The sequence below is a fragment of the Actinotalea sp. genome, assembly GCF_041597215.1.
In the GTDB taxonomy this organism is placed as follows: Bacteria; Actinomycetota; Actinomycetes; order Actinomycetales; family Cellulomonadaceae; genus Actinotalea.
In genome coordinates, this window is the sequence record NZ_JBFHHB010000011.1 from 19,281 (window position 1) to 27,098 (window position 7,818).

At 70.1% G+C, this 7,818-nt stretch carries 7 protein-coding genes; 6 read left to right on the top strand and 1 reads right to left on the bottom strand.

Annotated features, from left to right (window positions below):
* Positions 1-121: 121 nt before the first annotated feature.
* From ABWK99_RS02030 to ABWK99_RS02045, 4 genes are all read left to right on the top strand, one after another.
* Positions 122-904 (top strand): ABC transporter substrate-binding protein, encoded by a 783-nt coding sequence (locus ABWK99_RS02030; protein WP_372593020.1) that lies wholly within the window; start codon positions 122-124, stop codon positions 902-904.
* A 2-nt stretch (positions 905-906) separates the two neighbouring features.
* Positions 907-1,740, top strand: a complete 834-nt coding sequence (locus tag ABWK99_RS02035) for an amino acid ABC transporter permease (protein WP_372593021.1) — start codon at positions 907-909, stop codon at positions 1,738-1,740.
* Positions 1,737-2,525 (top strand): amino acid ABC transporter ATP-binding protein, encoded by a 789-nt coding sequence (locus tag ABWK99_RS02040; protein ID WP_372593022.1) that lies wholly within the window; start codon positions 1,737-1,739, stop codon positions 2,523-2,525. The genes ABWK99_RS02035 and ABWK99_RS02040 overlap by 4 nt, the downstream gene beginning before the upstream one ends.
* 67 nt (positions 2,526-2,592) lie before the next feature.
* The gene (locus ABWK99_RS02045; RefSeq protein ID WP_372593023.1) at positions 2,593-3,270 is read left to right on the top strand and encodes a DNA alkylation repair protein; all 678 of its coding nucleotides are present in this window, start codon (positions 2,593-2,595) and stop codon (positions 3,268-3,270) included.
* A 140-nt stretch (positions 3,271-3,410) separates the two neighbouring features.
* On the opposite strand, the gene ABWK99_RS02050 is transcribed toward ABWK99_RS02045, so the two are convergent.
* Positions 3,411-5,147 (bottom strand): alcohol dehydrogenase catalytic domain-containing protein, encoded by a 1,737-nt coding sequence (locus tag ABWK99_RS02050; RefSeq protein WP_372593024.1) that lies wholly within the window; start codon positions 5,145-5,147, stop codon positions 3,411-3,413.
* 309 nt (positions 5,148-5,456) lie between these two features.
* Here ABWK99_RS02050 and ABWK99_RS02055 point away from each other — a divergent pair, with 309 nt between their 5' ends.
* Positions 5,457-6,422 carry a sugar-binding transcriptional regulator gene (locus ABWK99_RS02055; RefSeq protein ID WP_372593025.1) on the top strand — a complete coding sequence of 322 codons (966 nt, stop codon included), beginning with the start codon at positions 5,457-5,459 and terminating at the stop codon, positions 6,420-6,422.
* Positions 6,423-6,504: 82 nt separating this feature from the next.
* The coding region (locus tag ABWK99_RS02060; RefSeq protein WP_372593026.1) for a long-chain fatty acid--CoA ligase at positions 6,505-7,818 on the top strand (1,314 nt) is incomplete at its 3' end.

Consider the following 7,818-nt stretch of genomic DNA (forward strand, 5'->3'; position numbering starts at 1 on the left):
GGGACGTCGCCGTCGGGCGGCAGGGGGGACCTAGGCCCGTTTTCCCCTGAATTCTGCATACGTATCGTTGGCGCTGTATATTCTTCCAACCACGCGCTGACATCCTCGAGAGGACCTCTTCATGGCACCCCGGCACACCACCGCTCTGTCCCTCGCCGCGGTCGCGGCACTCGCCCTTGCGGGGTGCAGCTCGACGGCGAGCGAGTCAGGGGCCGACGGGATCTCGCTGATCACGCCCGGCTCGCTGACGGTGTGCACCAACCCGCCGTACGAGCCCTTCGAGTACAAGGACGGCGACACGATCGTCGGCCTGGACATCGACATCGTCCAGCAGGTGGCCGACGACCTGGACGCCGAGCTCGTGCTCGTCGAGACGGGCTTCGACGGCATCCAGTCCGGCGCGGCGCTGAACGCCAACACCTGCGACCTGGTCGCCTCCGGCATCACCATCACCGAGGAGCGTGCGGGCAAGCTCGACTTCTCCGCCCCCTACTTCGACGCGAACCAGGGCCTGCTCACCACCACGGACTCCGGGCTGGACAGCCTGGAGAGCCTCGCGGGCACGACGATCGGCGTCCAGCAGGCCACCACCGGCGAGACCTTCGCCGCCGACAACGGTCTCGACGTCCTGCAGTACGAGGACCTCGGCCTGCAGATCCAGGCCCTGAAGAACGGGGACGTGGACGGCATCATCAACGACATCGCCGTCCTGGGCCCGTACACGAGCGACGAGTACGTCGTCGGCGCCGAGTTCTCCACCGGCGAGCAGTACGGCCTCGGCGTGAAGAAGGGCAACACCGCGCTGCTCGACGCCGTCGACGCGACGATCGCCCGGATCCAGTCCGACGGCACCTACGCCACGATCTACGCGACCTACATCGGCGTGACCGCCGCAGAGGGCTGAGCGTGACGAGCCCGAGCGTGGCGCTGCCGGCCGGCCGCGCCAGGATGAGCCCGCGCAAGCGCGCCCAGGTCTCGCGGGTCGTGCAGTACGCGGTCCTCGTCGCCGTCGTGCTGGCCGTGGCGGCCGGTACCGACTGGTCGAACATGCGCGAGCAGGTGTTCAACCTCGAGGCAGCGGCGAACATGGCCGACAAGCTGCCGTTGGCCGCGCTCAACACCATCCGCTACACGCTGTCGGCCTTCGCCGTGGCGTTCTCGCTCGGGCTCGTCCTCGCCCTGATGAAGCTCTCCTCGGTCAAGCTGTACCGGATCCTGGCGACCGGCTACGTCGAGTTCTTCCGCGGCGTCCCGGCCCTGCTCGTGGTGCTCGCCTTCGCGTACATCGTCCCGGTCGCCTTCCAGGTGCGCTTCAGCTCGATCACCGTGACGATCGCCCTGGCGCTGGGCATCGTCTCGGCCGCCTACCTCGCCGAGACCCTGCGCGCCGGCCTCCAGGCGGTGCCGAAGGGCCAGGTCGAGGCGAGCAGGTCGCTCGGCATGACCTCGGGGCAGACGATGCGCAGCGTCGTCATCCCGCAGGCCTTCCGGCTGGTCCTCCCGCCCATGACGAACGAGATCGTCCTGCTCACCAAGGACACGTCCCTGGTCTTCGCGATGGGCCTGACCGCGGGATCCTACGAGCTCACCAAGCTCGCCAGGGAGACGCTCAACTCGAGTGCCGTCGGCGGTCTGACGGCCTTCGTCGTCGTCGGCCTGGTGTACCTGATGATCACCATCCCGCTCAGCGCACTGACCCGCTGGCTGGAGAAGAAGACCGGAAGCAAGGGACGGGTATGACGGACTCCCCCATCGGCACCGCCGACCCGGGCAGCGCGGTCGTCGTCAGCATCGACGGCCTGCGCAAGTCCTTCGGCCCGCGCGAGGTGCTCAAGGGCATCGATCTCGAGGTCGCCCAGGGCGAGGTCGTCTGCGTGATCGGCCCTTCCGGCTCGGGCAAGTCGACCCTGCTGCGCTGCGTGAACCTCCTGGAGCAGCCCACGGCCGGCTCGATCTCGGTGCTCGGCGTCGAGGTCACCGACCCCGACGTCGACATCGACCGCGTGCGCACGCATGTGGGGATGGTGTTCCAGCAGTTCAACCTCTTCCCGCACAAGACGGTCCTGGAGAACTGCACGCTCGCCCAGCGCAAGGTGCTGGGCCGCTCGCAGGCCGAGGCCGACGAGATCGGCCGCAAGAACCTCGAGCACGTGGGCCTGGGCGACCGCGCCGACTCCCACCCCAGCCAGCTCTCGGGCGGTCAGCAGCAGCGCGTGGCGATCGCCCGGGCGCTGAGCATGGACCCCGCGATCATGCTCTTCGACGAGCCGACGTCCGCCCTGGACCCCGAGCTCGTCGGCGACGTGCTCTCGGTCATGCGGGACCTCGCCGAGTCCGGGATGACGATGATGGTCGTCACCCACGAGATGGCCTTCGCCCGGGAGGTCGCCGATCGCGTCGTCTTCATGGACGACGGTCAGCTCGTCGAGCAGGGCCCGCCGGAGCAGCTCATCGGCAACCCCTCGCACGAGCGCACCCGCTCGTTCCTCGCGCGCGTGCTGGACCCGACGCACAAGCACGACTGATCGACGCCCGGCGTCCGCCTCGGGAGAGTCTCCCGCGGCTCGCCCGCCTCGAACGATCGGAGCGACCGTGACCCCCTCGCCCGCACTCGAGGGCATCCTCGCGACCCTCGGCGCCGAGTCCGATGCCGATGCGCGTCGGGCGATGGGCGAGAAGTACGGGATCCACGCGGACGCGTCCTACGGCGTCCCCATGCGACGCCTCCTCGAGATCGCCTCGGCGACGGGGAGGGATCATGGCCTCGCCCTCGACCTCTGGGCACACGGGGCGTACGAGACGCGCACGCTCGCTGCGATGGTCGCCGACCCCGCCCAGGTCAGCCGCGGCCTGATGCAGCGGTGGTGCGAGGACTTCGACAGCTGGGCGATCGTCGACACCGTCTGCTTCCGGCTCTTCGACCGGACGCCGCATGCCTGGCCGATGGTCGAACGGTGGGTCGAGGACGATCGTCTGTTCGTCCGGCGCGCAGGCTTCGCCCTGATCTGGGCGCTGGCCCTGCACGACACCAGCGCCCCCGACGACCACTTCCGCCGAGCCCTGAGCCACGCCCGGACCCACGCCGACGACCCTCGACCGCTGGTCGCGAAATCGATCACGATGGCGCTGCGCGCCATCGCCACCCGACGACCTGAGGTACGCGCCGAGGTCGTGGCCCTTGCCCTCGAGCTCACCCAGGACAGCGACCCGGCCACCCGACGCGTCGGTCGACCCATCCTGCGGAGCTTCGCCCCCGACGATCCGCGGTAGGTCGGTCCCCGCGCGCGCACCGGACCGCGGTGCACGAGACTCCGTCGCCGCACAGCACGGTGCCCGGGCGGTCCTGCGCCCGGGCACCGTGCTGCCTGCGGTCGGCGGCGGACGCGAGGTGGGACGTCCGTCGCCGGCGGTCAGCCTCGCCAGTACGTCTCGATGAGCGCCTGCTCCGCCTCGTTGGTCCACAGGTCGCCGGGTGCCAGCCGCTCGGCGACCTCCGGCAGCTTCTCCTTCAGCTCACCGAGCCCCATCAGGGGAAGGTCCTGGATCTGCGGGAAGATGATGACCTTCCCGGAGTAGCGGCCTTCGATCAGGGCCTGGATCCCGTCCTTCGCCGCCCGCATCCCACCGATGGCGCCCACGATGGATCCCGGCGAGAGCTCCCCTCGGTCGGCCAAGTCCACGACCTGCTGCTGGTCGTCGATCGTCAGTCCTGACGTCCCCGTGTACTGGGCGTTGTTGAGGTACACCGCGCTCAGGTTCAGCGGCGCCAGGGTGCCGTTGGGCACGCCCGCGAAGAAGACCAGCATGCCGTCGGCGTTCATCACCGTGTCGGCCTCGGCCATCACGTCGGAGATCGGGACGCTGACCACCACGTCGTCGGCACCGGCGTCGTCTGTGAGCCCCATCACGAAGTCGTGGAGGGACTGCTCCTGGGTCTGCGGGTTGAAGGTGATGAGCTCGCAGCCGTTCGCCTCGGCGAGCGGGGCCAGACGCTGCAGCAGGCTCTGCAGGCGGTCGTCGCTCATCTCCGTGGCGATGATCCTGCTCGGGCCGTCGGCCTGCTGGATGGCCCGCTGGATGTGCATCAGCCCCATCGGACCGCCGGCGCCGACGAAGACGGTGGTGCCCTTCGACCGCAGGTCGCAGCGGTTGCGCGCGTCCCCGTAGGAGGCGGCGATATCCGGTCCCTGGTTGCCGAGGTAGGCGGTGTAGTCGTAGTGCAGGCGACCCACGTCGGTGCTCACCAGGCCGTCGAGGGCGGTCTGGCCCACGAGGTTGAGGGTGCCCCGCCGGGCGATGTGCGTGGCCACGGCGCCCACCGTTGCCGCGGACCGGGGGTCGAGCATGACGATGTCGTCGAAGCCGCCACCATCGGTCAGCTCGTCCACCAGCGCCTGGTAGTCGTCGGCGCCGATGCCGTCGCGCACGATCACGGTGGCCGAGGTCTGGTCCACCAGTGCGCGCACCGTGGCGGGGGCGTCGGTGAGCACGATGGTGGCCGGGGCGTCCAGACCGGAGGAGAAGAGATACTCCCGCTCGTCGCCGGGCCGGCCGATGATCCACATGATCCCGCCGGACTTCGGCTCCAGGCGGCGACGCTGGGTGTAGGCCGCCATCACGCAGCCCCAGGGCTCCAACGTGGAGGCCTCGGCATAGCCCATGCTGTCGTTGAGGGGCAGCAGGCAGGCGCCGGCGTCGGTGTCGAGCATCTCCGTGCCCATGACGTGGTACTGGATCAGGCCCCCGGGGATGGTGTACCCGTAGGCCGTGCTCGTGCCGTCCTGGTAGATGTCAGGCTGGACGGCGAGCCGCTGGCCGTGGTGGTACCGGTCCTTGAGTTCGTCCCCGACCTCGATGACCGTGAGGCTGACCTCATGTCCCAGCCGGGTGGGGTTCGTGGACAGGTCGCGGTTGTAGAGCTTCGGGTGACTGCCGCCCTGGCGCATGATCTTCACGTCGGAGAAGCAGAGCCCGACGCTGTCGATGCGCACCAGCATCTGGTCGGCGTCGGGCGTGGCGATGGGCAGCAGCTCGGGCTCACCGTCCTTGCCCATGTTCTCCTCGCCCGCGCCATGCAGCTCCCAGGCCCAGACCTCATCCGGCAGGGCGACGTCGGCCGCGCGGTAACGATCGAAAGCTGATGTCATGGTTCCTCCGTGTTGAGGTGCTGTGAGCCACCAGGATCTGTGCCAAGCAATCGTCGGCGTCGATCGGAATCACGACGTCGCCGCCGCGCACCAGACCACTGAAGGTCGATCGGCACCCGGACGAGCGTCGAGGGACGACCACCGCGCTGCCTTGCCGACGAAGGTCATCCTCACCCGCACGCACGTCTGTGTGCCGTGGTCGAGCCGATAGTGAGAGACTATTCCCCGGAGTGAACATCTGTCCAGCACATCCGTTCACCGACTCACGGTCGGTTGGACTCGCCGGACCTTGACCGGAAGGATCACCCCGTGAGCAGAGCACAGGCCGCCGACGACGTCGACCTCCTCGTCACCGCCGCTGTCATGTACTACGAGCACGACGCCTCCCAGAAGGAGATCGCCGACCACCTCGGGGTGAGCCGACCGACGGTGAGCAGGCTGCTCGAACGAGCCCGCGCCCAGGGCATCGTCCGGATCGAGATCGTCCCTCCGCAGGTCGAGGCGGACCTCGCCCCGCGGCTGTGCGAGCGACTCGGCCTGCGCGCGGTGCACATCGCCTCGGGGCGCGCCAACGAGGCCGAGCCGGGCCCACTCCTTGCCGAGCCCCTCGGGGCTGCCCTGGACCAGGCCGACCTCTCCCCCGGGGACGTCCTCATCGTCTCGTGGGGACGCGGCGTCTACAGCGCCTCGCGCCACGTCCGGCGCTCGCTCCCGGGCGTCGTCGTCGCCCCGGCGATGGGCGGCAACGCGAGCGACCAGCCCTGGTTCCAGCCGAACGAGATCGTGCGGAGCCTCACGACGCAGGTCGGCGCGCAGGCCCGGTACTTCCACGCACCCGCCCTCGTCCCGGACACGCTCTACCGCTCCCTGCTGGAGTCCGGGGGGCTCGACGAGTTCCTCGACACCTGGGAGAGCGCCCGCGCCTCCATCGTCGGGGTGGGGGCCTGGCCCAAGCCGGACGCCTCCTACGCCGCGGCAGGCTTCCCGGTCGACGACGCCGCGCTGCACGGGGCCGTCGGTGACGTCGCCGGGAGGTCGTTCCTCATCGACGGCACCCTCGTGCCCTTCGACGGGAGCAGGCGACTCCTCGGGGTGACGCCCGAGCAGCTCGCCAAGATCCCCACGGCGATCTGCCTCGCCGGGGGCGTCTCCAAGACCGAGGCAGCGATCGGTGCGGCCCGCGCGAACCTGTACAACGTGCTCGTGACCGATGCGGCCACGGCGCGGGCGATGGACGCCTACCTCGACGCCGAGAGGCGCTCCGCGAGCCGCTGACGGCCGAGTGACCGCGGGGAGCAGACGGGCACCACTAGGCTCGTGGCGGCCCACGGACGGGCCTCACCGACCCAGGAGCACCGTGCGCACCTCGACCTCCCCCAGCCTCGTCTCGATCGACCCGAGCATGTCGATCCCCGGCCTGGTCGCCGCCCGGCTCGACCGGTCCCCCGACTCCGTCTTCGTCGAGCGCAAGTCCGGGCTCGGCGGGACCTGGACCCCGGTGACGATGCGCTCCTTCGTCGACGAGGTCTCGGCCGTCGCCCGCGGACTGGTGGCGAAGGGGATCGAGCCCGGTGACCGCGTGGCGATCATGAGCAGGACCCGCTACGAGTGGACCGTCCTCGACTTCGCCTCCTGGGCAGCCGGTGCCGTGCCCGTCCCGGTCTACGAGACCTCCTCCGCCTCGCAGATCGCCTGGATCCTCGGCGACGCCGGTGTCCGACTCGCTGTGGTCGAGACGGTCGCCCATGCCGCCGCGACCGAGTCGGTGCGCAGCCAGCTCCCCGAGCTCGGCGAGGTCCTCGTCATCGACGACGGTGCCCTGGAGAAGCTCGTCTCCGCCGGTCGTGGGGTGCCGCAGGAGGAGATCGACCGCCGGAGCGCCCTCGCCGGGATGGACGACCTCGCGACGATCATCTACACCTCCGGGACGACGGGGAGCCCGAAGGGAGCCGAGCTCACGCACGGCAACTTCGTCTCGCTCACCCTGGAGGGCGTGGCGGGACTGCCGGAGGTCGTCTCCCAGAGCTACTCGCGCACGCTGCTCTTCATGCCGCTCGCGCACGTCTTCGCCCGATTCATCCAGGTCCTGTGCGTGCCGTCCGGTGCCGTCCTCGGCCACACGCCCGACACGCGCAACCTGCTCGCGGACCTCGGCACCTTCCGGCCGAGCTTCATCCTCTCCGTGCCGCGGGTCTTCGAGAAGGTCTACAACTCCGCCGAGCAGAAGGCCGCGGGCAAGGCCGTCACGCTGAAGATCTTCCGCTGGGCCGCCGCGGCGGCGATCTCGTGGTCCGAGGCACTGGACCGACCAGGAGGGCCGGGCCCCGTGCTCCGGGTCAAGCACCGGATCGCCGACCGGCTCGTCCTCCACAAGCTCCGCGCGGCACTCGGCGGAGCCGCCGAGTACGCCGTGTCGGGCGGCGCCCCGCTCGGCGCCCGGCTCAGCCACTTCTTCCGCGGGGTCGGGCTGCGTGTCCTCGAGGGTTACGGCCTCACCGAGACCACGGCGCCGTCCGCGGTCAACATGCCGAAGAAGACGATCATCGGCACCGTCGGGCCCCCGTTCCCCGGTGCCTCGTTCCGGATCGCCGACGACGGCGAGATCGAGGTCTCCGGCGCGCATGTCTTCCGCGGCTACCACAACAACCCCGAGGCCACCGCTGCGGCACTG